The sequence below is a fragment of the Pantoea sp. RCC30.1 genome, assembly GCF_058148845.1.
In genome coordinates this window covers 70,719-92,542 of record NZ_JBXUHX010000015.1, presented here as the reverse complement: position 1 = coordinate 92,542, position 21,824 = coordinate 70,719, and the positions used below count along the sequence as shown (strand labels likewise).

Annotated in this window: 20 protein-coding genes, 2 tRNA genes and 1 other RNA gene; 12 read left to right on the top strand and 11 right to left on the bottom strand. The window is 57.8% G+C overall.

Annotated elements, in window-relative coordinates; translation table 11 throughout:
* The first annotated feature begins 77 nt into the window (after window positions 1-77).
* Window positions 78-896 carry a pyridoxal phosphatase gene (locus tag AC2LB6_RS14675; RefSeq protein WP_490094063.1) on the top strand — a complete coding sequence of 273 codons (819 nt, stop codon included), beginning with the start codon at window positions 78-80 and terminating at the stop codon, window positions 894-896.
* On the opposite strand, the gene modC is transcribed toward AC2LB6_RS14675, so the two are convergent.
* The 4 genes from modC to AC2LB6_RS14655 all read right to left on the bottom strand — a co-directional run bounded on the left by modC (window position 897) and on the right by AC2LB6_RS14655 (window position 3,714).
* Window positions 897-1,955: a molybdenum ABC transporter ATP-binding protein ModC gene (gene modC, locus AC2LB6_RS14670; protein WP_490094062.1), complete on the bottom strand. Its 1,059-nt coding sequence runs from the start codon at window positions 1,953-1,955 to the stop codon at window positions 897-899.
* Window positions 1,955-2,644 carry a molybdate ABC transporter permease subunit gene (gene modB, locus AC2LB6_RS14665; protein WP_275766576.1) on the bottom strand — a complete coding sequence of 230 codons (690 nt, stop codon included), beginning with the start codon at window positions 2,642-2,644 and terminating at the stop codon, window positions 1,955-1,957. The genes modC and modB overlap by 1 nt, the downstream gene beginning before the upstream one ends.
* Complete coding sequence (gene modA / locus AC2LB6_RS14660) at window positions 2,641-3,414, bottom strand: molybdate ABC transporter substrate-binding protein (protein WP_490094061.1); 774 nt, start codon at window positions 3,412-3,414, stop codon at window positions 2,641-2,643. The genes modB and modA overlap by 4 nt, the downstream gene beginning before the upstream one ends.
* A 144-nt stretch (window positions 3,415-3,558) precedes the next feature.
* The gene (locus AC2LB6_RS14655) at window positions 3,559-3,714 is read right to left on the bottom strand and encodes an AcrZ family multidrug efflux pump-associated protein (protein ID WP_490094060.1); all 156 of its coding nucleotides are present in this window, start codon (window positions 3,712-3,714) and stop codon (window positions 3,559-3,561) included.
* Window positions 3,715-3,850: 136 nt separating this feature from the next.
* Here AC2LB6_RS14655 and modE point away from each other — a divergent pair, with 136 nt between their 5' ends.
* The 6 genes from modE to gpmA all read left to right on the top strand — a co-directional run bounded on the left by modE (window position 3,851) and on the right by gpmA (window position 10,536).
* Window positions 3,851-4,633 carry a molybdenum-dependent transcriptional regulator gene (gene modE, locus AC2LB6_RS14650; protein ID WP_490094059.1) on the top strand — a complete coding sequence of 261 codons (783 nt, stop codon included), beginning with the start codon at window positions 3,851-3,853 and terminating at the stop codon, window positions 4,631-4,633.
* A 69-nt stretch (window positions 4,634-4,702) separates the two neighbouring features.
* Window positions 4,703-6,175 (top strand): molybdate ABC transporter ATP-binding protein ModF, encoded by a 1,473-nt coding sequence (modF, locus tag AC2LB6_RS14645; RefSeq protein ID WP_490094058.1) that lies wholly within the window; start codon window positions 4,703-4,705, stop codon window positions 6,173-6,175.
* Window positions 6,176-6,412: 237 nt separating this feature from the next.
* Window positions 6,413-7,459: a galactose-1-phosphate uridylyltransferase gene (gene galT, locus AC2LB6_RS14640; RefSeq protein WP_490094057.1), complete on the top strand. Its 1,047-nt coding sequence runs from the start codon at window positions 6,413-6,415 to the stop codon at window positions 7,457-7,459.
* Window positions 7,456-8,604 carry a galactokinase gene (gene galK / locus AC2LB6_RS14635; RefSeq protein ID WP_490094056.1) on the top strand — a complete coding sequence of 383 codons (1,149 nt, stop codon included), beginning with the start codon at window positions 7,456-7,458 and terminating at the stop codon, window positions 8,602-8,604. The genes galT and galK overlap by 4 nt, the downstream gene beginning before the upstream one ends.
* A complete protein-coding gene (gene galM / locus AC2LB6_RS14630; protein ID WP_490094055.1) occupies window positions 8,598-9,632 on the top strand; it encodes a galactose-1-epimerase in 1,035 nt (344 codons plus the stop codon). Before galK ends, galM begins: the two co-directional genes overlap by 7 nt.
* 151 nt (window positions 9,633-9,783) lie before the next feature.
* Window positions 9,784-10,536 carry a 2,3-diphosphoglycerate-dependent phosphoglycerate mutase gene (gpmA, locus tag AC2LB6_RS14625; RefSeq protein ID WP_033756988.1) on the top strand — a complete coding sequence of 251 codons (753 nt, stop codon included), beginning with the start codon at window positions 9,784-9,786 and terminating at the stop codon, window positions 10,534-10,536.
* A gap of 72 nt (window positions 10,537-10,608) precedes the next feature.
* Here gpmA and aroG read toward each other — a convergent pair whose 3' ends face one another.
* A complete protein-coding gene (gene aroG / locus AC2LB6_RS14620; RefSeq protein ID WP_490094054.1) occupies window positions 10,609-11,661 on the bottom strand; it encodes a 3-deoxy-7-phosphoheptulonate synthase AroG in 1,053 nt (350 codons plus the stop codon).
* Between the two features lie 288 nt (window positions 11,662-11,949).
* Here aroG and AC2LB6_RS14615 point away from each other — a divergent pair, with 288 nt between their 5' ends.
* The 4 genes from AC2LB6_RS14615 (at window position 11,950) to zitB (ending at window position 17,030) form a co-directional block, all read left to right on the top strand.
* Window positions 11,950-12,318, top strand: a complete 369-nt coding sequence (locus AC2LB6_RS14615) for a YbgS-like family protein (RefSeq protein WP_490094053.1) — start codon at window positions 11,950-11,952, stop codon at window positions 12,316-12,318.
* Between the two features lie 98 nt (window positions 12,319-12,416).
* Complete coding sequence (locus tag AC2LB6_RS14610; RefSeq protein WP_490094052.1) at window positions 12,417-12,998, top strand: response regulator; 582 nt, start codon at window positions 12,417-12,419, stop codon at window positions 12,996-12,998.
* Window positions 12,999-13,012: 14 nt separating this feature from the next.
* Entirely contained in the window at window positions 13,013-16,069 is a 3,057-nt protein-coding gene (locus tag AC2LB6_RS14605; RefSeq protein ID WP_490094085.1) for an ATP-binding protein, read from the top strand.
* Window positions 16,047-17,030, top strand: coding sequence for a CDF family zinc transporter ZitB (zitB, locus tag AC2LB6_RS14600; RefSeq protein WP_490094051.1), 984 nt, complete (start codon window positions 16,047-16,049; stop codon window positions 17,028-17,030). The genes AC2LB6_RS14605 and zitB overlap by 23 nt, the downstream gene beginning before the upstream one ends.
* On the opposite strand, the gene pnuC is transcribed toward zitB, so the two are convergent.
* The 3 genes from pnuC to AC2LB6_RS14585 all read right to left on the bottom strand — a co-directional run bounded on the left by pnuC (window position 17,024) and on the right by AC2LB6_RS14585 (window position 19,500).
* Window positions 17,024-17,746: a nicotinamide riboside transporter PnuC gene (pnuC, locus tag AC2LB6_RS14595; protein WP_490094050.1), complete on the bottom strand. Its 723-nt coding sequence runs from the start codon at window positions 17,744-17,746 to the stop codon at window positions 17,024-17,026. The genes zitB and pnuC overlap by 7 nt on opposite strands.
* Window positions 17,747-17,769: 23 nt before the next feature.
* Window positions 17,770-18,831, bottom strand: a complete 1,062-nt coding sequence (nadA, locus tag AC2LB6_RS14590) for a quinolinate synthase NadA (RefSeq protein WP_490094049.1) — start codon at window positions 18,829-18,831, stop codon at window positions 17,770-17,772.
* Window positions 18,832-18,957: 126 nt separating this feature from the next.
* Window positions 18,958-19,500 (bottom strand): methylated-DNA--[protein]-cysteine S-methyltransferase, encoded by a 543-nt coding sequence (locus tag AC2LB6_RS14585; protein WP_490094048.1) that lies wholly within the window; start codon window positions 19,498-19,500, stop codon window positions 18,958-18,960.
* 158 nt (window positions 19,501-19,658) lie between these two features.
* Between AC2LB6_RS14585 and AC2LB6_RS14580 the strand changes: the two genes are divergently transcribed.
* A complete protein-coding gene (locus AC2LB6_RS14580) occupies window positions 19,659-21,134 on the top strand; it encodes an AlkA N-terminal domain-containing protein (RefSeq protein WP_490094047.1) in 1,476 nt (491 codons plus the stop codon).
* Window positions 21,135-21,305: 171 nt separating this feature from the next.
* Here AC2LB6_RS14580 and AC2LB6_RS14575 read toward each other — a convergent pair.
* From AC2LB6_RS14575 to AC2LB6_RS14565, 3 genes are all read right to left on the bottom strand, one after another.
* A non-coding RNA gene (locus AC2LB6_RS14575) (RtT sRNA) lies at window positions 21,306-21,439 on the bottom strand.
* Window positions 21,440-21,482: 43 nt separating this feature from the next.
* Window positions 21,483-21,558, bottom strand: a tRNA-Lys gene (locus AC2LB6_RS14570).
* Window positions 21,559-21,604: 46 nt separating this feature from the next.
* Window positions 21,605-21,680 (bottom strand) — tRNA-Lys (locus AC2LB6_RS14565).
* Window positions 21,681-21,824 lie beyond the last annotated feature (144 nt).

The following is a 21,824-nucleotide window of genomic DNA, read 5'->3' as shown; positions in this document are numbered from 1 at the left end:
GTGCCCTGTTTTTTGTCTCCGGGCCGTGGTCAGGTGTAGACTTCAGCCCCTGCAAACCTGGAAAAACGTGAGGATTAATGAGCTACCGTGTAATTGCCCTCGACCTCGACGGCACACTGCTGACCCCAGCCAAAACGATTCTGCCGCAGTCAATCGACGCGCTAGATCAGGCCCGCCAGGCGGGCGTTCATGTCGCTATCGTGACCGGACGCCATCACTGCGCTATCCACCCTTTTTATCAGGCGTTACAACTGGATACACCTGCCATCTGCTGTAATGGCACCTATTTGTATGATTACCAGGCGAAAAAGGTGCTGGCGTCCGATCCCCTCGACCCGCAGCTGGCGTTACAGGTAATTGAGATGCTGAACCAGCAGCAAATTCACGGGCTGCTTTACGTGGATGATGCGATGCTCTATCAGACCCCGACCGGTCACGTGATGCGCACCCTGAAGTGGGCCGAATCGCTGCCCGCCCATCAGCGTCCGCTGTTCCGCCAGGTGCCCGATTTAGCTCAGGCGGCGCGTGACGCCGGTTCGATCTGGAAGTTTGCCCTGTCGCACGACAATCACGAGGAATTGCAGCAGTTTGCCACCCGTGCCGAAGCGGAGCTGGGTCTGGCCTGCGAATGGTCATGGCACGATCAGGTGGATATCGCCAAAGGTGGCAACAGCAAAGGCAAGCGGCTGGCGCAGTGGGTTGAATCACTGGGGCTGAATATGTCCGATGTGATCGCATTCGGAGATAACTACAACGATCTCAGCATGCTGGAAACGGCCGGACTGGGGGTGGCGATGGGCAATGCCGACGACGCGATCAAAGCGCGGGCGAAAATGGTGATCGGCACCAACCTTGAACCCGGTATTGCCGATATCCTCCGTCAGTACGTCCTGTAATCAGGGCGTCACTGAGACGCTTTTGATCTGGGCATAGAGCCACTGATCCGGCCGGATGCCCAGTTCATCGCGCGCCCACGGCGTGATGCGCGCCCAGAGTTCGCTGATGCCGATGCGTAACTTCACCTCCACCTGATCCCCGACCTCCAGCAGTTCCACCACCTGTGCCGGTAAAATGTTGCGGATGGAGCTGTGCTGCGGGGGTTGCAGCGCCAGCGAGACATCCGATGAGGCGATGCGAATACGCAGCGGGGTTTTCACCGGCTGATTCACCCGGCTGACCCAGATGTGCTGATCGCCCAGCGACAGTGCGGTCATCGGATAGTCGGGATGCTGCTCCAGCACCTGCACCCGAAGCACGCTGGTCAGTTCACTTACCGGCAGCCAGGGACGCATCGCGCTGCTGCTCCAGACCCGCTCCAGCGGACCAAACGCTTTGACCTTGCCCGCATCCAGCACCAGTACATTGTCAGCCAGATGCAGGATCTCATCCAGACTGTGCGAAACGTACAGCATCGGAATATCGACCTGCTTCGCCAGCTTTTGCAGATAAGGCATCAGTTCACGTTTGCGCGGCAGATCCAGCGACGCCAGCGGCTCATCCAGCAACAGCATATCCGGTGCGGTCAGTAACGCACGTCCAATCGCGACCCGCTGCTTTTCTCCACCCGACAGCGACAGCGGAAAGCGCGGCAGCAGCGCCTCCAGCCCCAGCAGCGACACCAGACTGTCGAACTGCGCTTTCATTGACGGCGCCATACCATATTGCAGGTTGCCACGGACCCGATAGTGCGGGAACAGCCGCGCATCCTGAAACACATAACCGATGCGCCGTTTTTCCGGCGGCAGCGTAATCTTCTGCTCTGCATCAAACAGCAGACGATCGTTGAGCTGGATCCGTCCCCGCTGCGGCTGGGTGAGCCCGCTGATCGCGTTGATCAGTGAGGTTTTACCGGCACCAGAGACACCAAAAATGGCGGTGATCCCTTTGGCCGGAATCTTCAGATCAATCTCAAGCTGATGATCGCCCTGCTGCTGCATAAAGTTAAGTGATAGCATCAGTTTCCCATCCGCTTACGGCCTGCGCGTGCCAGCCATTCCGACGCCAGCAGTGACGCCAGCGCCAGCACGATAGCGATAACGCAGAGCCGCGCCGCCGCCCCTTCCGCTCCGGGAGTCTCTATCAGAGTAAACATCGCCAGCGGAAGCGTGCGCGTCTCTCCGGGAATATTGGACACGAAGGTGATCGTGGCACCGAACTCGCCCAGCGAACGGGCAAACGCCAGCACCGTGCCGACGATCACGCCCGGCAGTGTCAGCGGCAACGTGATGGTGAAAAAGACCCGCCAGCGTCCTGCGCCCAGCGTGCGCGCCGCCTGCTCCAGCCGGATATCCACCGCCTCCAGCGCCAGCCGGATGGCGCGTACCATTAACGGAAACGCGATCACGGCAGAGGCCAGTGCGGCACCGCGCCAGCTGAAAGCAAAGCTGAAGCCGAACCAGTCAAAAAGCTTTTCGCCAATGATGCCGCGCCGGCCCAGGCTAATCAGCAGCAGATAACCCACCACCACCGGCGGCAGCACCAGCGGCAGATGGATCAGGCTGTCGAGCAGCGCTTTGCCGGGAAAACGGCAACGCACCAGAATCCAGGCCATCAGGATGCCAAACGGCAGACTACCAAGCACGGCTATGCCAGAGACTTTAAGGCTAAGCAGTACCGCCTGCCATTCGGGATCGCTGAGTATCATTTCGTCGGTGTGAATCCGTAATGTTTGAAGATAGCCGCGGCCTGCGGTCCTTTCAGATAATCATAAAACGCTTTAACAGCACTATTGTCGTGATCGTTCACGATCGCCATCGGATATTGCACCGGTTTATGGCTGTTTGCCGGAAAACGTCCCACCACCTGCACTTTCTCACTGGCGACGGCGTCCGAACCATACACGATGCCATAAGGCGTTTCGTTACGCTCGACCAGCGCCAGCGCCGCCCGCACATTATTGGCTGGGGCTAGCGACGGTTCAACGCCTTCCCAGGCACCCAGCTTTTGCAGCGCCTCTTTGGCGTAGATGCCCGCCGGAACATGATCCGGGTCGCCTACTGCCAGACGTTCACCGTGCAGCAAGGTTTTCCAGTCCGTCTGCGGGTTCAACGTCACCGCTTTGGCTGCGGCACTTCGTGGCGCAATCAGCACCAGATCGTTGCCCAGCAGGGTGAAGCGGCTGCTGGCGATGACAGTTTTTTTCGCCACCGCATCATCCATCCACTGCTGATCGGCAGAGATAAACAGGTCGGCAGGCGCACCCTGCTCAAGCTGGCGCGCCAGCGTTGAAGAGGAGGCAAATGAGGAGACCACCGTCCCGCCCTTTTCTTCTTTGTAGCGGCTGGCTATCTCCTGCATCGCGTTGGTCAGTGAAGCTGCGGCAAACACAGTAATATTATCGGCGGCCACAGCCTGCCCGGCCAGCGAAACGGTGATCAGCGCCGCTGCGCCCCAGAGATAGTGTTTAAATGACATGATGTTCTCCGGCTATTCGTTGTGTAGCGGATAATATAGCGAAATGTCAGAGAGGTTCAGTAAATTATCGGCAGGGGGAACAAAAGGTTAAATCAGGAGAGGTAAAAACGACCACGTCCGCGCAGATGGCGGGCGTGGCAGCAATTAATTGTGCGTACGGGCTGAGGATTTTTCGCGATGACCAATTTTAGAGATGACGTTAAACACTTCACCCAGGCCATAAATCATACCCAGCATCAGCGCCATCACCACAGGCACCATCAGTACGGCGACGGCGAGGCTTTTCAGTAATTCCAGCATGGAGAGTCTCACTCTGCTAACAAAAAAGAGATTGTAACGGGTCCGCAAAATTTTGCGCAGCCCTTTTCGTGCTTTTACTTTGGTCACAAAACGCCGCTATCATCGGCCTTCGCCTTAACCCTTTGCCGGAGCTGTCATGGAAGCCGAACTGTCCCTTCATATCCGTTTACAACAGAAACTGTTTGCCGATCCACGACGTATTGAGCTGCTGAAACGCGTACAGCAGACCGGGTCGATCAGTCAGGGTGCGAAGCTGGCCGGCATCAGCTACAAGAGCGCCTGGGATGCGATTAATGAGATGAACCAGATGGCGGATGAAACGCTGGTGGAGCGGGCCACCGGCGGCAAAGGCGGCGGTGGCGCAACGCTAACCCGCTACGGTGAACGCCTGATCCAGCTGTTCCAGCTGATGGAGCAGATCCAGCAGAAAGCCTTTGATGCGCTGCAGCAGGATACGTTACCGCTCGACAGTCTGCTGGCGGCCATCGCCCGCTTCTCTCTGCAGACCAGCGCCCGCAATCAACTGTTTGGCACCGTGGTCAGTAACGATGCGCAGCAGGTGGTGCAGCATCTGATGATACAGCTGGCCGATGGCGTCACGCAGCTTAATGTGGCACTGACCCAGCGCAGCGCCGATCGTCTGCAGCTGGCAGCGGGTAAAGAGGTGCTGGTGCTGATTAAAGCCCCGTGGATCCGCATCTGCCGTGACGCCGCTGAGGAAGACAATCAGCTGGCGGCCATGGTCAGTGCCATCGAACCCGGCGAGCAGATAAGCGAAGTGCTGATGCAGCTCGCCAGCGGCGAAAACCTGTGTGCGACCCTGAGCAACGATCAGCTGCAACAGCTGAAGCTGGAGCCAGGCGACGCCGTGATTGCCAGTTTTAACGCGGAAAATGCCATCGTCGCCACCCTGCTCTAGCGGTTGATTTGACTTCATTACGCCCAATGGTTACAACTCAGTGACACGATGCAGAAAATGGAACAGATCATGGCTTCATTGCAGATTTTGCAAGGCACGTTTCGTCTTAGCGATACCCGGACACTGAACCTGAATCAGGTGGAACTGCAGCGCGGCGAAAGCTGGGCTTTTGTCGGGGCCAACGGCAGCGGTAAATCCTCACTGGCGCGCGCGCTCTCCGGTGAACTTCTGCCGCTGGCTGGTTCCATCAACAGCGATTTCAGACGGCCGGTCCGGCTGTCGCTGGAACAGTTACAGACGCTGGTGGCGCAGGAGTGGCAGCGCAACAACACCGATATGCTCAGCGAAGGCGAAGAAGATACCGGGCTGACCGTAGCAGAGGTGATTCAGGCGGAGGTGCAGCAGCCCGATCGCTGTGAGCAGCTTGCCCGGCAGTTCAGCATCGAACCTTTGTTGTCCCGTCGCTTCAAGTATCTATCCACCGGCGAAACCCGCAAAACCCTGCTCTGTCAGGCGCTGATGAACGAGCCAGATTTGCTGATTCTGGATGAGCCGTTTGACGGACTGGATGTGGCGTCGCGTGCCAGCCTGACCGACACGCTGCGCAGCCTGCAGCATCCAGAATTTACCCTGGTACTGGTGCTCAATCGCTTTGACGACATTCCCGATTTTATTCAGCAGGTTGGCGTGCTGGCAGAGTGCACTCTCACCCACAGCGGGCCGCGCCAGGCCATTTTAACGGAAGCGCTGGTAGCGCAGCTGGCACACAGTGAACAGCTGATGGGAATGGCGTTACCTGAGGCGGATGCGCCGGATCAGCTCCCCTCACTGGCGAATGATGCACCGCGCGTTATCCTGCGCAACGGCAGCGTCTCGTACAACGATAAGCCGGTGATTCAGGGGCTGAACTGGCAGGTCAACGCTGGCGAGCACTGGCAGATTATCGGTCCGAACGGTGCCGGGAAATCGACTCTTTTAAGCCTCGTGACCGGCGATCACCCGCAGGGCTACAGTAATGATTTAACCCTGTTTGGCCGTCGTCGCGGCAGTGGCGAAACCATCTGGGATATCAAACAGCATATTGGCTATGTCAGCAGCAGCCTGCATCTCGATTACCGCGTCAGCAGCAACGTGCGGACGGTGATTTTGTCGGGCTTCTTCGACTCCATCGGGCTGTATCAGGCGGCGTCTGATCGGCAGAAAGCGCTGGCGCAGCAGTGGCTGACGCTGCTGGGAATGGATAACCGGCTGGGTGATGCGCCGTTCCACTCGCTCTCCTGGGGACAACAACGGCTGGTGCTGATTGCCCGCGCGTTGGTTAAGCATCCGACGCTGCTGATTCTGGATGAGCCACTGCAGGGACTCGACCCGATTAACCGCCAGCTGGTGCGGCGCTTTGTCGATGTGCTGATTGGCGAGGGACGCACTCAGCTGCTGTTTGTTTCGCATCATGCTGAAGATGCGCCCGCCTGTATCACGCATCGCCTGAGCTTTGTTCCCGATGGTGGCGGGTACGCCTTTCAGCAGGAAACGCTGCGCTAAAGCGTTCACATCACGTACCTCAACGCCGCTACCGCGGCGTTTTAAAGCACCTCTGTGTAAGCGCTACCATTCCACCCCACCTTTGCCCCCATACAACCGCACACAATGCCACGAAATAAGAATATTCAGCTTGTGTAAACGATACCATTTATCCAGACTTGATCACGCTTTCGGACGCGCTGATGTGCTACTTTTTACCGATGCCTCTTTGGCTTTTGACGCTTACCAGGATTTCACATGGAAAAATTCAACCCGGTCGATCACCCGCATCGCCGTTACAATCCACTGATTGATCAATGGATTTTAGTTTCACCTCATCGGGCCAAACGTCCGTGGCAAGGCGCGCAGGAAACCCCGGCGGTCAATACCTTACCGGCGCACGATCCGGACTGCTTCCTGTGTGCCGGAAACACTCGCATCACGGGTGACAAAAACCCGGACTATCCTGGCACGTACGTCTTTACCAACGACTTTGCCGCACTGATGACCAACACGCCTGACGCGCCCGAGAGCGACGATATCCTGATGCGCTGTGAAAGCGCACGCGGCACCAGTCGGGTCATTTGCTTCTCGCCCGATCACAGCAAAACCCTGCCGGAGATGTCACTGAGCGCGCTGGAAGAAGTGGTACGCACCTGGCAGGCGCAGACCGCCGATCTGGGTCAGCACTATCCGTGGGTGCAGGTGTTTGAGAACAAAGGCGCGGCGATGGGCTGCTCTAACCCGCATCCGCACGGTCAGATCTGGGCCAACAGCTTCCTGCCGAATGAAGCGCAGCGCGAAGATGATCATCAGCGCGACTATTTCGCTAAACATGGTTCGCCGATGCTGGTCGATTACCTGGCCCGCGAGCTTCAGGATGGCAGCCGCACCGTGGTGGAAACTGAACACTGGCTGGCCGTAGTACCGTGGTGGGCGGCCTGGCCGTTTGAAACTCTGCTGCTGCCAAAAGCGCACGTTAAACAGCTGACTGACCTCAGTGAAGCGCAGAGTGCCGATCTGGCAAAAGCCATTAAGCTGCTGACCAGCCGCTACGACAACCTGTTCCAGTGCTCCTTCCCTTACTCGATGGGCTGGCACGGCGCGCCGTTTAACGGCGAAGCCAACGATCACTGGCAGCTGCACGCTCACTTCTATCCGCCGCTGCTGCGCTCAGCAACGGTTCGTAAATTTATGGTTGGCTATGAAATGCTGGCCGAAACCCAACGCGATTTAACGGCGGAACAGGCGGCGGAACGTCTGCGTTCTGTCAGCGACGTTCACTTCCGTGAGGCACAACAATGAGCTTAAAAACCATCACGCAGCAGCTTTTCTCTGACACCTTCGGTTACGCTGCCACACATACCATTCAGGCACCGGGCCGCGTTAACCTGATTGGCGAGCACACTGACTATAACGACGGCTTCGTGCTGCCGTGCGCCATCGATTACCAGACGGTCATCGCCTGTGCCCGCCGTGACGATCGCCAGATTCGCGTGGTCGCTGCCGATTATGAAAATGCGCAGGACACCTTCTCGCTGGATGAAGAGATCGTCAGCGTTAAGGAACCGATGTGGGCTAACTATGTGCGTGGCGTGGTGAAGCATCTGCAGAAGCGTCATGCCGATTTTGGCGGCATTGATATGGTGATTAGCGGCAATGTGCCACAGGGCGCGGGCCTCAGCTCATCTGCCTCGCTGGAAGTCGCGGTCGGCACCGTGGTGCAGCAGCTCTATAACCTGCCGCTGGATGGCGCAGCCATCGCGGTTAATGGTCAGGAAGCGGAGAACCAGTTCGTTGGCTGTAACTGCGGCATCATGGACCAGCTGATCTCCGCACTGGGCCAGAAAGATCACGCCATGCTGCTCGACTGCCGTACGCTGGGCACGCGTCCGGTGTCGATGCCGGAAGATATCGCGGTGGTGATCATCAATTCCAACTTCCGTCGTACTCTGGTCGGCAGCGAATACAACACCCGCCGCGAGCAGTGTGAAGCGGGCGCGCGTTTCTTCAACAAGAAAGCGCTGCGTGACGTTGAACTGGCCGAGTTTGAAGCGGCACAGGCGCAGCTCGATCCGCAGGTGGCTAAACGCGTGCGTCACGTTCTGACCGAGAACGCCCGTACACTGGAAGCCGCCGATGCGCTGACCCAGGGCGACCTGACCCGTATGGGCCAACTGATGGCCGAATCTCACGCCTCTATGCGTGACGATTTCGAGATCACCGTGCCGCCGATCGATACTCTGGTTGAGATCGTGAAAGCGCAGATCGGTGAGCGCGGCGGCGTCCGTATGACCGGCGGCGGCTTTGGTGGCTGCATCGTGGCACTGATGCCACTGGATCGGGTCGATCAGGTCAAAGCCGCCGTTGCGGAGCAGTATGAAGCAGCGACCGGCATCAAAGAAACATTCTACGTCTGCAAAGCCTCTGAAGGAGCCGGCCAATGCTGAACGATGTCAACTCCCATGCTCCCGACGGTCAGCCGTGGCGCATAACGGTACTGCGCAATGCCAACGGCATGCTGGCAACCTTTATGGACTGGGGAGCGACCTGGCTCTCTGCCCGCGTGCCGATGCAGGATGGCACGGTGCGTGAAGCGCTGCTCGGCTGCGGCACGCCTTCTGACTATCTGCATCAGGATGCCTATCTGGGCGCCACGGTGGGCCGTTACGCTAACCGCATCGCCGGGGCAAAACTCAATAAACTGAATCGCCAGCTGGTGCCGAACCAGGGCGTACATCAGCTGCATGGCGGGCCGGAAGGTTTTGATAAACGCCGCTGGCAGATTGTCAGCCAGTCCGATAGCGAGGTGCATTACCGCATCGATTCACCGGATGGCGATCAGGGCTATCCGGGCAATCTGATTGCCGACCTGCGCTATCAGCTGGATGACCAGAACTGCCTGAGCATCAGCTATGAAGCGCGCTGCGATCAGCCCTGCCCGGTCAATCTGACTAACCATGCCTACTTTAACCTTGATGCGCATCATGGCGACGCACGCCAGCATCGCTTACAACTGCATGCCGACCAGTATCTGCCGGTCGATAGCGAAGGCATTCCGAATGCGCCGCTGAAAGCGGTCGACGATACCAGTTTTGATTTCCGCAACGCTAAAGTCGTGGCGCAGGATTTCCTGGCAGACGACGACCAGCGCGCAGTCAAGGGCTATGACCATGCGTTCCTGCTCAACAGCGCAGGCGACGAAAGTCAGCCTGCGGCAGAGCTCTGGTCGGAAGATGGCAAATTACAGCTCAGCGTGACCACCTCGGCCCCGGCGTTGCAGTTCTACTCCGGCAACTACCTGGCAGGCACCCGTGCCCGCGAGCAGGCGAGCTATAATGCATTTCAGGGCATTGCGCTGGAGAGTGAATTTTTACCGGATTCGCCTAATCATGCTGAGTGGCCTCAGCCTGATTGCTGGCTGCAGCCGGGAGATCGCTGGGAATCGGTGACGCGTTATCGCTTCACGCCACGCTGAGCCTCCGGCTGAAAAACGCGCAGTGCGTCACACACAGGCTTACGCGCTGCCCGCTTTTCCGTTATGGTATGGCGCAATCAGCTCGTGTATCAGGCGGGCAGCAGCAGGTTTCCAATCTCACAGAAACATCACAGTATTAAGGAGTTAAGCTATGGCTGTAACTAAGCTGGTTCTGGTGCGACACGGCGAAAGCCAGTGGAACAACGAAAACCGCTTTACCGGTTGGTATGATGTTGACCTTTCTGAGAAAGGTCGTGGCGAAGCCAAATCAGCAGGTCAGCTGCTGAAGAAAGAGGGCTTTGTTTTTGATTTCGCTTACACCTCCGTACTGAAGCGTGCGATTCACACGCTGTGGAATGTGCTGGATGAGCTGGATCAGGCCTGGCTGCCGGTTGAGAAAACCTGGCGTCTGAACGAGCGTCACTACGGTGCGCTGCAGGGTCTGGATAAAGCTGAAACTGCCGCCAAATATGGCGACGAGCAGGTTAAGCAGTGGCGTCGCGGCTTTGCTGTCACCCCGCCAGAGCTGGATCGTTCAGATGAGCGCTTCCCGGGCCATGACCCGCGTTACGCGAAACTGACCCCAGAGCAGCTGCCAACCACCGAAAGCCTGGCGCTGACCATCGACCGCGTTATCCCTTACTGGAACGAAACCATTCTGCCGCGCATTAAAAGCGGTGAGAAAGTGATCATTGCCGCACACGGCAACTCACTGCGTGCGCTGGTGAAATATCTGGATAACCTGAGCGAAGATGAAATCCTCGAACTAAATATCCCTACCGGCGTACCGCTGGTCTATGAGTTCGATGAAAACTTCAAACCGCTGAAACGCTACTACCTGGGCGACCAGGACGAGATTGCCGCGAAAGCCGCAGCCGTTGCGAATCAGGGTAAAGCGAAGTAATTTCTCGCTGAAATGCAAAAAGGCCAGACGAAAGTCTGGCCTTTTTTATTGATGACAAAGTCTGGCCAGAAATCAACCGCGGCGCTGTTTAACCGCTGCCGCCAGCTGACGCAGCACTTTGTCGGTATCTTCCCAACCGATACAGGCGTCGGTCACACTTTTGCCATAGACCAGCGGCTCGCCGCTCTCCAGGCTCTGGTTGCCTTCCACCAGATGACTCTCAATCATCACACCGACAATCGCCTTCTCACCGTTAATCAGCTGCTGTGAAACATCGTCTGCCACAACCATCTGACGCTGGAACTGCTTGCTGCTGTTAGCGTGGCTGAAATCGATCATCACCTGCTGTGGCAGACCCGCTTTCGCCAGTCCCTCTTTGACCTCAGCCACATGCTGCGCGCTGTAGTTCGGCTCTTTACCGCCGCGCAGAATGATATGGCAATCACCGTTGCCGCTGGTTTCCACAATGGCGGAGTGACCATACTTCGTCACTGACAGGAAACAGTGTGGCGAACCCGCCGCGTTAATCGCATCGATCGCGACCTTAATGGTGCCATCGGTGCCGTTTTTGAAGCCGACCGGACAGGACAGACCCGACGCCAGCTCACGGTGAACCTGAGATTCCGTAGTACGCGCACCAATCGCGCCCCAGCTCATCAGGTCAGCCACATATTGCGGGGTAATCATATCCAGAAACTCGCCTGCCGCCGGTAAACCGCTGTCGTTAATCTCCAGCAGCAGCTTACGCGCCAGACGCAGCCCGTCGTTGAGCTGATAGCTGTTATCCATGTAAGGATCGTTGATCAGCCCTTTCCAGCCCACCGTGGTGCGTGGTTTCTCAAAATAGACCCGCATCACCACTTCCAGCTCGCCTTTCAGCTCATCACGCAGCGCCAGCAGGCGGTCGGCATACTCTTTCGCCGCTTCTGTGTCATGAATTGAGCAGGGACCAATTACCACCAGCAGGCGATCATCCTTGCCCTGCAGGATCTGATGAATCGCCTGACGAGCCTGTGAAACGGTCTGTGCAGCTCGATCGGTCGCTGGGAATTTTTCGAGCAGCGCAACCGGAGGTAACAGCTCTTTAATCTCTTTGATGCGTAAGTCATCGTTCTGGTAATTCATACTGATTCCATATTATTTCTGGCCCGGCGCCCGCCGGACACAACCTGCCCAATGTAGCCCGAAGCGCCAGGGGTGTAAATTCCTGCTGCGGGTAAAATGTTCGGGTCATATTTGCATTAATCAGGTTTGCGACTAGACTTTTTAATAGTAAGCACTGAGGAACATCCCGCTTACACGATTTAATCACCCTGTTTAAGCCAACCGGCGAATATTATTTCGTCAGGAATTTTTATTACCCGAAATTGCACCTCTGGGCTTAAAGCAACTTCATTTATTAACGGGAGCATAATGATGAAAAAGTTAGCCTTAGTTTTTTTGACAGCAGCAATGACACTGAGCAGTGGTGCGGTACTGGCTGCGGACAGCAGCAACAACAACGGTACAGCCAACCAGGCGGCCAGTGCAGGTGCAGCAGCGGGCGGAGCGAAAGAGAATCTGCCGCCAAATAAAGTTGATAACAACAAAATTAATAACACTGGCAATGACACCAATCCTGCAACGTCAGGCAGCACCACCAGCAATGGTAATATGTCTGCTAACGAAATGGACCAGAACGCCCAGTGTAAAGATGGCAAATGTCCAAACATCAATAAAAAAGTTCAGACTAAAGTGGGCGGTGGCGACGTAGATACCAAAACTGACGGCACCACTCAGTAATTCAGTTTAACCCCGAGAGCTTCGGCTCTCCGGGTTTTTCTCCCCTCTGCTCCACTCTTCCGCTATGCTAATCCTGTGAAATTTACAGGGAATCCTTCATGGCCGTTTTGCTTTTGATTGACGATCATCCACTGGTTGAAGTGGCACTTGAAGCCGCCCTGAGCCAGTCACCCATTCCGGTTCAGCTCCTTTCTGCCAGCAGTGAAAAAGCCGCCCGTCCCCTGCTTCAGCAGCCACTGGACATTATCGTGCTGGATATCGGCCTGCCGGATAGCGATGGACTGGAGTTTCTGCGTCGCCTGAAGATCCATCGGCCTGATTGCCCGGTACTCATCTACTCCGCGCAGCAGACCCGTCATTATGTGCGTCGCGCTCAGGCGCTGGGTGCCGCCGGTTATGTGGTGAAGAGTCAGCGCATGGCGCAGTTGCTCAGCGCTATCCTGGCCGTGCTCGGCGGGCAGACCGCTTTCCCGGAGATGGATGATGAGCCCGAACTTCCGCTGACCCAGAAGGAGCGTCAGATTCTGGCGCTGCTGGCCAGCGGTCTGTCCAATCTGCAAATCGCCGCACAGCTGCACATCAGCAACAAAACGGTCAGTACCCATAAAAAGAACATTCTTGAAAAAACCGGTGCCCGCTCGGTGGTCGAACTGGCTGACCTGTGGAAGGCTCAGCAGTGAGAGTTTTTCTGCTGATGCTGCTTTTACTGTGCGGCTCCGTGCTGGCTGAGGTCCGTCCGGTGAGTAGCGTCAATCTGCCGATGATGCTGCCGGTGACACACGCGGAAACCATGCAGGGCAAAATTCTGCGCGTCGGCCTGCTGGAAGAGAACCACGCGCCCTGGACGATGCGCATCGGCAATGACCTCTATGGCATCAATGCCGATTATCTTTCCGCGCTGCGACAGCTGACCGGCGCGCAGTTCACGCTCAATCTCTACAGCGATCAGCCGCATCTGATGCAGGCGATGAGCAGCGGCCAGATCGATTTCGCGCTGGGCATGTGGGTCACTCCCCTGCCAGCTGGCACCCTGAGCAGTGATAACTGGTATAGCAGTCCGCTGCGGGTCTACCGCAATCAACAAAACCAGCGTGCCGTGATGTTTAACAGCCAGAATGCCCAACTGGCGATCAGCGACAGCACGCTGGCTCAATTGCCGCCTGCGCTGGCGGCCCGCCACAGCTTCAGACGCTACAGCAGCGACCTGCAGGCGCTCTATACCCTGCTCAATCAGCAGAATGACTATGTGGTGGCGGATGAGACCAGCGCCGGTTTTCTGCTGAGCCAGTTGCAGCAGGGCCAGATTTACCAGATCGCCTCCCACATCGAGGCCGGGCAGCTCAACCTGCGTGCGGTGGCACGCGATCCCCAGCTTATCAGCTGGATTAATCAGAGCCTGCGTCAGCTGCCTGCGGAACTAATGAATACGCTGCAGGCACGCTGGAGCAGTAACCTGCCGCGCTATCAGGATACGCAGACCCTGATGCTCAGCCCCGCTGAACGCGCCTGGATTGCCGAACATCCGCGTATTACTTACACCGCCGAACCGGACAACTACCCCTGGAGCTACCGCGATGCCAGCGGAACCGCCAGAGGCTATGGCGTGGACTTGCTGAAAGCGATAGCCCAGAGTACAGGATTGCAGTTTGAGCCGGTGTGGGTCAGCAATCCCCGTCAGGCCCGCACCCTGATTGAGCAAAAACAGGCGATGCTCCAGCTGATGCAGCCGCTGAACGGTGATGCGATGCAGAGCACCTCGCTGCCAGTGTGGCGCGCGCTGTGGGGCATCTACAGTATCCAGTCAGATACACTGGCGCACTGGCGCGACCTGCGTGGCAAGCGGATCGGCGTATTGCAGGATGACCTGGCGCTGCGTCTGCTGCCTCAGGATCTGCAGCCGCAGCAGTTTGCCGATCGTAATAGCCTCTATGACGCGCTGGCAAAAGGACAGATCGATGTGCTGGTCGATAACGTGCTCTCCGCCCGCTGGCGTATCGCCAGCCGTGATGATGCGCGCATCCACCTGGCCTTTGCCGCCAGCGATATCGCCTGGCCCATCGCGTTGGGTGTCACACCCGACCAGGCGGTGCTGCGCACGCTGCTGGATCGCGCTCTGCAGCAGATCCCGGCCGATACCCAGAGCCAGATGCGTGACAGCTGGTCTACCCCGCCGCAGCCCGGCAGCGTGATGGTAATGGGTTCGTTGCCGATGATGGTGCTGGCGGTGGCCGGTGCGGCGATTGTGCTGCTGTTGCTGCTGCTGGCGCGCCGTTACTGGCAGCAGCGCCGCGAGCGTCAGCAGCGTGAACAGGCAGAGCATGCCAATGCGATGAAGAGCCAGTTCCTGGCGACCGTCAGCCATGAGCTGCGCACGCCGATGCAGGCGATACTCGGACTGCTGGAGCTGGAGAAGCAGCAGCACAGCAGCCAGAACCTGACGCTGTTACACAGCAGCGCACAATCGTTGCTGACCCTGCTGAATGACCTGCAGGATCATGCGCGTATCGAGAGTAACAGTTTCACCCTGGCGCCCCGTCCGCTGGCGCTGGCGCAGTGGCTCAGTCAGCAGCAGCACTTTTATCATCCGTTAATGCGTGGTGACGGTCCCCGTCTGATGGTCGAGGCGCTGACGCCGCTGCCTGACACGGTGCTGATCGATGCCGATCGCCTGCAGCAGGTGGTCAACAACCTGATGACCAATGCGCTGAAATTTACCCGTCGCGGCGCGATTCGTCTGACTCTCGCCGCACAGGATCAACAACTGATTCTGAAGGTGAGCGACAGCGGCAGCGGTATCCCGCCCGAGGAACAGCATAAGCTGTTTGACCCGTGGTATCAGGCACCGTCCGGAAAATCGGTTTCGGTGCAGGGCAGCGGCCTGGGACTGTTTATCTGCCGGGAAATGGTGCTGCGGATGGGCGGCGATATCCAGCTCGCCTCTGAATCCGGTCACGGTACCCAGGTCACCGTGACGTTGCCGCTGGTGGTCTGCGCATCAGCAAGTCACGTGGACGAGACGGCCCTGCCCGGCTTTCCACTGCTGCGGGTGGCGATTGTTGATGACCATCCGACCAATCTGCTGGTCATGCAACAGCAGCTGGCGCGCTTTGCAATTCAGGCTGACATCTTTGAACAGGGACGCGCGCTGCTTCAGGCCGATGCACAGCAGCCTTATGACCTGCTGTTTATCGACCAGATGATGCCGCGCCCCGACGGCACGCTGCTGCTGCGGATATTGCGTCGGCGTGACCGGCAGCGGCGACGGCAGGCGATGCGGGTGCTCTGCTCGGCAGACGCGCAACTGCTGTCACGCACCCTTGAGGAGCGGGAGCGGGTATTGATTAAACCGGTTCAGTTAGCCGATCTCAGCGCCCTGCTGGCAGAGTGGCAGCAGGAGTGGCAGGAAGACCCGCTGGCGTCGCTGGATGACAATCTGTGGCAACTGGCACAGCAGAATGACAAGTTCCTCAGCCGTCTGAGCCAGACGCTGCACAGCACGGTGACGCAGGATCTGGCCGCGATGCATGAGGCGCGTGAGCGCGAGGACTGGGTGCAGTTCGCCGAAGCGGCACATCGGATGAAAGGAAGCTGGTTACTGGTGGGGCTGGAGCATGGCGCGCAGCTCAGCCAGCAACTGACGGAGCAGGTAAAACAGAATCAGAACACGTCTGAGACGTGGCAATTACTGATATTATTAGCAAACAGGTTACTGAAAAAACTGGAAACTTATGGCACATACCCACACTCATAGCGGGCAGGATAGTAATCGCACGCGTCTGGCGGCCGCTTTCGGGGTGACCGTCGTCTTTATGGTCGCTGAAGTGATTGGCGGCTGGCTCTCTGGTTCGCTGGCGCTGCTGGCGGACGCCGGGCATATGCTGACCGATGCCGCCGCACTGCTGATGGCCTTGCTGGCGGTCCATTTCTCCCGCCGTAAACCCAATGCACGCCACACCTTTGGCCTGTTGCGGCTGACGACGGTAGCGGCGTTTGTTAACGCGATTGCGCTGCTGGGCATTACCGCGCTGATCGTCTGGGAGGCAGTGCGCCGCTTTGCCGACCCGCAACCGGTGACCGGCGGATTGATGCTGGGAATCGCAATTGGCGGCCTGCTGGCCAATATTCTGTCGTTCTGGCTGCTGCATCATGGCAGCGGAGAGAAGAACCTCAACGTGCGGGCCGCGGCGCTGCATGTGATGGGTGACCTGCTCGGTTCAGTGGGCGCGATTGTGGCGGCAGTAATCATCCTGCTGACCGGCTGGACGCCAATCGACCCGATTCTGTCGTTGCTGGTGTCACTGCTGGTGCTACGCAGCGCCTGGTCGCTGCTGCGTGAGAGTCTGCAGGAGTTACTGGAAGGGGCACCGCATTCACTGGATGTGAACAAGCTGATACGGGATCTCACTCTGAACATCGCCGAGGTGCGCAATGTTCACCATGTGCATCTGTGGCAGGTGGGCGAAAAGCCGATGCTGACGCTGCATGCGCAGGTGATCCCACCTTACGATCACGATGCGCTGCTGCATCGTATTCACGACTATCTGCGCGAAAACTATCAGATTGCGCACGCGACGGTGCAGATGGAGTACCAGCCCTGTGCCGGCGCCGAGTGTGAACTCGGCGTAAGCAGCGCGGCCGCGGCTGGCCATGATCACAGTCATTCTCACGACCATGATCATGCCCACGCTAAAGGCGAAGCGCACACTCACTGAGCCGACAGCGCGCGGGAACCCTGTTGCCGCGCGCTGCGAATCCACATACGTGATCCGTTCAGCGCAATCAGCGTCAGAATCACATACTCCAGCGACATCGCATAGACACCCTGGCGGGCGAAGATCATCACGCTAATCACGTTGATGATGACCCACAGCAGCCAGTTCTCAACATATTTGCGCGTCATCAGCACCATCGCCGCAATCGACAACACCATCATGCAGGCGTCCCAGAACGGGAAGGCATCAGGCTGCAGCACGGGCATCGCCACCGACAGGCCCAGGCCATTCATCAGCGTCACCGCCGCACGGGTTAACAGCGCAAACACCGGATCGATGTAGAGGGTCATCAGCGCAATCGCAATCACACAGCCCGCCGTCCAGGCCAGCGCTTTAGGCAGCGGCAGCCAGCGGATTTTCAGCGCCGCCTGGTGATCTTCGGTCTGACGACTCCAGGCGTACCAGCCGTAGATATTGGCGGCAAAGAAGAAGAGCTGCAGCAGCAGGCTGGCGTAGAGCTGGATCTGAAAGAAGATCACCGCAAACAGCGTGACGTTAATCAGGCCGAATGGATAATTGATGATCTTTTCCAGGCTGGCAAACCAGATACAGAGTAAGCCTGCCAGCGTGCCGATGGCCTCAATCCATGAGAGATCGTAGCCTCCGGCACCCAGAGGAATATGAACCAGAATATTATGTGTGCTGAAGAAATCCATGCAAAGCACCTGTCCGGGAACGCTTAGGCGTTGCCCTTCACGTTGAGTTTAAGTTCCGCTGCAAAGGATAGCATGCGATTAAGCGGCAGTAATGCCGCCTCTCGCAGCGTCTCATCCACCTGAATCTCATGTTCCACCCCACCCGTCTCCAGCGCCTCTGCGATGGCTTTAAGGCCGTTCATTGCCATCCATGGACAGTGAGCACAGCTGCGGCAGGTTGCGCCTTCACCTGCGGTCGGCGCTTCCAGCAGCTCTTTATCTGGCACCGCCTGCTGCATTTTGTAGAAGATGCCGCGATCGGTCGCCACAATCATCTGCGGATGCGGCAGGGATTTTGCCGCCTGAATCAGCTGGCTGGTTGAGCCAACAGCATCGGCCAGATCGACAATCGCCTGCGGTGACTCAGGATGCACCAGCACCGCCGCATCGGGATAGAGCGCTTTCATGCGCTGCAGCGCCTGGGTTTTGAACTCGTCATGCACGATGCAGGCGCCCTGCCAGCAGAGCACATCCGCGCCCGACTTCTGGGTGACGTAGCGGCCAAGGTGACGATCCGGTGCCCAGATGATCTTTTCACCCAGACTGTCGAGATGCTCAATCAGCTCTACCGCAATGCTGGAAGTGACCACCCAGTCGGCGCGGGCTTTGACGGCCGCCGAGGTGTTGGCATAGACCACCACGGTGCGATCGGGATGCGCATCGCAGAAAGCGTTAAACTCTTCGATTGGACAGCCGAGGTCCAGTGAGCACTCCGCGTGCAGTGTTGGCATCAGTACGGTTTTTTCCGGGCTGAGGATTTTGGCGGTTTCGCCCATAAAGCGCACACCCGCCACCAGCAGTGTGGTTGCTGAATGATTGCTGCCAAAGCGCGCCATCTCCAGCGAGTCGGAGACGCAGCCGCCGGTCTCTTCTGCGAGCGCCTGGATTTCCGGATCGGTATAGTAGTGCGCCACCATCACCGCGTTACGCGCTTTCAGCAGCGCTTTGATTTTCTCACGGTAAAACGCCTTCTCATCGTCACTCAGGCGGGCAGGTTTAGGCGGGAAAGGATAAACGGCGCTTTCAGGATCAAACATCACACTCATGACACAGCTCTCGTTTTGTCTAATTAACGAAAATCGCCCGTAAAGGCGAAATATGGCGATGAATCTGCCATCGTGTTTTATATGCTAAACACGATAACGGAAAAGCCACACTGTGTCGTGAGATATTTACTCTGCCTGCATCACAGCACCCACCCTGCCCGGCTGCGTTTCATCTGCCAGCACCAGCGGTTTCTGTGGCGCTTCCAGCGCCAGCAGGAAGGCTTTGATATCCAGCCCGCCCGCAAAGCCGGTCAGCTTGCCGTTGGCACCGATCACGCGATGGCATGGCGCGACAATGGAGAGTGGATTACGGCCGTTGGCTGCACCGACCGCTCGCACCGCCTGCGGATGGCCGATCTCCCGTGCAATCTGGCTGTAGCTGCGCGTCTCACCAAACGGGATCGCCACCAGCGCCTGCCAGACTTTTTTCTGAAAGTCGGTGCCGACCATGTCGAGCGGCAACTCAAAACAGCGACGTTCACCGGTAAAGTACTCGCTGAGCTGACGCTCGGTTTCGATCAGAATGGGATGATTGTCATTGCGCGTTTGCGGCAAAAAACGGGTGCGTTTCGGGTCGTCGTTTTCCCACAAAATCCCCGCCAGGCCGCTATCGCTGGCGACCAGTTTCAGTTCACCCACCGGGGTAACTATTGGTTTGAAGTAGTACATGGTGATTCTCCCGTCACGATTCCGTTACCCAGTATCGCACTTTTCATCAGCCTGACTGGCTGTTTTCGGTCATGGCTATAAACTGTTGTGCTGTCCGAAAACAGCCAGTCTGCCGGGATTCACCGGTGTAGGCTGCGCTTATTTACCGGAGAAATGCCATGCTCGATCCCGACATTGCCTATCAGGCGCTGACCTCTCGCGATACCCGCTTTGACGGCGTTTTCTTTGTGGGCGTGACCTCAACCTGTATCTATTGCCGTCCGGTCTGCCCGGTCAAAGCACCGATGCAGAAGAACTGCCTTTTCTTCAGCAGCGCCGGGGCGGCTGAGAAAGCGCACTTCCGACCCTGCCTGCGCTGTCGGCCTGAACTGGCTCCTGGCAATGCGCCGGTTGATCAGCCGCATCGCGTGGCGGAGCAGCTGATTCAGCGCATCGAGGAAGGCATGCTGGAAGAGCGAGAAGGACTTGAGGCGATTGCCGCTGAATTCGGTCTCAGCCTGCGTCAGCTGCGCCGTATCGTGCAGCATGAACTCGGCGTCTCGCCGCTGGAGCTGAAGCAGACGCGGCGTATGCTGCTGGCAAAGCAGCTACTGACAGAGACGCAACTGCCGGTCACAGAAGTCGCCTACGCCAGCGGCTTCAGCAGCCTGCGCCGTTTTAATGATGTCTTCCAGGCGCGCTACCGCATGACCCCGAGCGCGCTGCGGCGTGACGATACAGGCACTAAGCGTGCGCAGCCCGGCGACCGCGTGACGCTGCGGCTGGCTTATCGTCCTCCCTACGACTGGGCGGCAATGCTCTGGTTTCTGCAGACACACCTGATGAAGGAGGTCGAGGCAGTGGAAGATGGCTGCTGGCGACGCACCGTGGCGCTGGGAAGTTATCGGGGCTGGGTCAGTGTTTCCCATCTGCCGCAGAAGAACGCGCTGCAGGTGACGCTTTCAACCTCGCTGACGCCGGTTCTGCCTCTGCTGCTGCGCCGTCTGCGCGATCTGTTCGATCTCGACGCGCAGCCGCAGCGTATCGCCGCCTGTCTGGCTCAGGACCCGCTGCTGGCACCCAGCCTGATTGCACATCCGGGTCTGCGCGTGCCTGGTGCCTTCGACGCCTTCGAACTGGGCGTGCGCGCCATTATCGGCCAGCAGGTAACAGTCAAAGCGGCCACCACGGTCAGCAGTCGTTTTGCCGCCGCCTTTGGCGAACCCTGTGAGACGCCGTTCGCCGATCTGACCCGCTACACCGCCCATCCTGAACGTATCGCAGGACTGACAGTAGACGATGTCGCGCCTATGGGGATTGTCAGTGCCGCCCGCTCCCGCGCCATCATCGCCTTTGCAAATGCCTGCGCCAGCGGCGATCTGCGCCTCAGTGCCGCACAGCCGCCCGACGAGGTGATAAAAAAGCTGGTCAGCCTGCCGGGCATTGGTCCCTGGACCGCGCACTATATCGCCATGCGCGCCCTGCGCTGGCCGGATGCCTTTCCTAAAGAGGATATCGCCATCCGTAATAATCTGGGCGGCATGTCATCCAAAGAAGCGGAAGCGCGCTCGCAATCCTGGCGTCCCTGGCGCAGCTATGCGGTGATGCATATCTGGGAGAGCCTGGCAGTGGCGAAAGCCAAGAAAAAAGCGTGACGGTGATGATGGAGAGTAAATCTCCCCAGCAATGAATAAGCCCTGCGCAGACTCGATCTCACAGCGGGCAGTGATAAACTTTATCGCCAACCTCAAAAGCCAGAGGCACTGTGCTTTTAAGCAAATACCGCAGAAACGAAAAAAGCGCCTTAAAGGCGCTTCTTTCTTAATTGGTGGGTCGTGCAGGATGGCCTCGGCCGTTCCCGGGCCTCGCCCTGCGGGTGATGCTGACGCATCAGCCTGAATCGCCTGGCGATTCAGTCGAACCTGCTGCAGGTTCTCACCCTGCACGGTAAAGTCCGTGCCCCGGAAACGAAAAAAGCGCCTTAAAGGCGCTTCTTTCTTAATTGGTGGGTCGTGCAGGATTCGAACCTGCGACCAATTGATTAAAAGTCAACTGCTCTACCAACTGAGCTAACGACCCGATGGGGGCTTACAACCGTTCAGCGCGCCGGGCGGCTAATATAAGATGGTGGGTCGTGCAGGATTCGAACCTGCGACCAATTGATTAAAAGTCAACTGCTCTACCAACTGAGCTAACGACCCATCTTAGGTTGTGAAGCAATGCTGAAGTGTTCTTCTTAAAACTACGCGATAAAAGCGCGTCTGAAGGAGATGGTGGGTCGTGCAGGATTCGAACCTGCGACCAATTGATTAAAAGTCAACTGCTCTACCAACTGAGCTAACGAC

Bases quoted from the DNA above. Each gene is read 5' to 3' on its own strand.
- AC2LB6_RS14675 (WP_490094063.1), top strand. From the start codon at position 78: ATGAGCTACCGTGTAATTGCCCTCGACCTCGACGGCACACTGCTGACC.
- modC (WP_490094062.1), bottom strand. From the start codon at position 1,955: ATGCTATCACTTAACTTTATGCAGCAGCAGGGCGATCATCAGCTTGAG.
- modB (WP_275766576.1), bottom strand. From the start codon at position 2,644: ATGATACTCAGCGATCCCGAATGGCAGGCGGTACTGCTTAGCCTTAAA.
- modA (WP_490094061.1), bottom strand. From the start codon at position 3,414: ATGTCATTTAAACACTATCTCTGGGGCGCAGCGGCGCTGATCACCGTT.
- AC2LB6_RS14655 (WP_490094060.1), bottom strand. From the start codon at position 3,714: ATGCTGGAATTACTGAAAAGCCTCGCCGTCGCCGTACTGATGGTGCCT.
- modE (WP_490094059.1), top strand. From the start codon at position 3,851: ATGGAAGCCGAACTGTCCCTTCATATCCGTTTACAACAGAAACTGTTT.
- modF (WP_490094058.1), top strand. From the start codon at position 4,703: ATGGCTTCATTGCAGATTTTGCAAGGCACGTTTCGTCTTAGCGATACC.
- galT (WP_490094057.1), top strand. From the start codon at position 6,413: ATGGAAAAATTCAACCCGGTCGATCACCCGCATCGCCGTTACAATCCA.
- galK (WP_490094056.1), top strand. From the start codon at position 7,456: ATGAGCTTAAAAACCATCACGCAGCAGCTTTTCTCTGACACCTTCGGT.
- galM (WP_490094055.1), top strand. From the start codon at position 8,598: ATGCTGAACGATGTCAACTCCCATGCTCCCGACGGTCAGCCGTGGCGC.
- gpmA (WP_033756988.1), top strand. From the start codon at position 9,784: ATGGCTGTAACTAAGCTGGTTCTGGTGCGACACGGCGAAAGCCAGTGG.
- aroG (WP_490094054.1), bottom strand. From the start codon at position 11,661: ATGAATTACCAGAACGATGACTTACGCATCAAAGAGATTAAAGAGCTG.
- AC2LB6_RS14615 (WP_490094053.1), top strand. From the start codon at position 11,950: ATGATGAAAAAGTTAGCCTTAGTTTTTTTGACAGCAGCAATGACACTG.
- AC2LB6_RS14610 (WP_490094052.1), top strand. From the start codon at position 12,417: ATGGCCGTTTTGCTTTTGATTGACGATCATCCACTGGTTGAAGTGGCA.
- AC2LB6_RS14605 (WP_490094085.1), top strand. From the start codon at position 13,013: ATGCTGCTTTTACTGTGCGGCTCCGTGCTGGCTGAGGTCCGTCCGGTG.
- zitB (WP_490094051.1), top strand. From the start codon at position 16,047: ATGGCACATACCCACACTCATAGCGGGCAGGATAGTAATCGCACGCGT.
- pnuC (WP_490094050.1), bottom strand. From the start codon at position 17,746: ATGGATTTCTTCAGCACACATAATATTCTGGTTCATATTCCTCTGGGT.
- nadA (WP_490094049.1), bottom strand. From the start codon at position 18,831: ATGAGTGTGATGTTTGATCCTGAAAGCGCCGTTTATCCTTTCCCGCCT.
- AC2LB6_RS14585 (WP_490094048.1), bottom strand. From the start codon at position 19,500: ATGTACTACTTCAAACCAATAGTTACCCCGGTGGGTGAACTGAAACTG.
- AC2LB6_RS14580 (WP_490094047.1), top strand. From the start codon at position 19,659: ATGCTCGATCCCGACATTGCCTATCAGGCGCTGACCTCTCGCGATACC.